Below are 591 nucleotides of genomic sequence, written 5' to 3'. Positions count from 1 at the left end.
GAAATTGAAGGTCTCTTCCTGAAACATTTTGGTGAATCCTTCTTTTACGGCCTTTAACTTCACAGGATTTTTGGAAGCAATAATAACTTTTTTGTCCATATCTTCTTTAAGTGAATGTAAAAGTAGAATTTAAAAGAATGCCCGCCAAATGAATCGGGAGAGCTTCTCCAGGATTTAATAATATAAAAAATCGAAGTCAATTGAGAACAAGAATATGAAGAAGGGTTAACACTTAATCCATTTAGCTAGTCTTGTAAACATAGATATAGTTCAGGCAGAATTTTAGCAGCCATTAACTGCAATTCTTAGTAAGCTTTCTTTCCTTTGTAGTTCAAAAAATCTGAAGATGAAAAGAAAATTAGAAAAAGCATATTCCATAGAAAATTTCCGAAAACAGGGACATGAGTTGATAGATATAATGGCAGACTACCTGGAGGATACGGGAATTGACAGGGAAGAAGCAGCAGCAATCTCCTGGCAGCATCCCGAAGAACAACTAAAATACTGGCAGCATGATTTTTCAAAACCAACCCTGGAGGAACCTATGGAGCTGTTTACAGATGTAATGGAAAAATCTGTACAGGTTCACCG

Annotated in this window: 1 pseudogene; it reads left to right on the top strand. The window is 36.0% G+C overall.

The window, feature by feature from the left end:
* Positions 1-346 precede the first annotated feature (346 nt).
* A pseudogene (locus tag LB467_RS18690) lies at positions 347-591 on the top strand (hypothetical protein); the annotation flags it as partial.

It is taken from the genome of Salegentibacter tibetensis (genome assembly GCF_020164485.1).
GTDB classification, from domain to species: domain Bacteria; phylum Bacteroidota; class Bacteroidia; order Flavobacteriales; family Flavobacteriaceae; genus Salegentibacter; species Salegentibacter tibetensis.
Note: the sequence above shows the minus strand (reverse complement) of the source record. Positions and strands in the feature narration are given on the sequence as shown.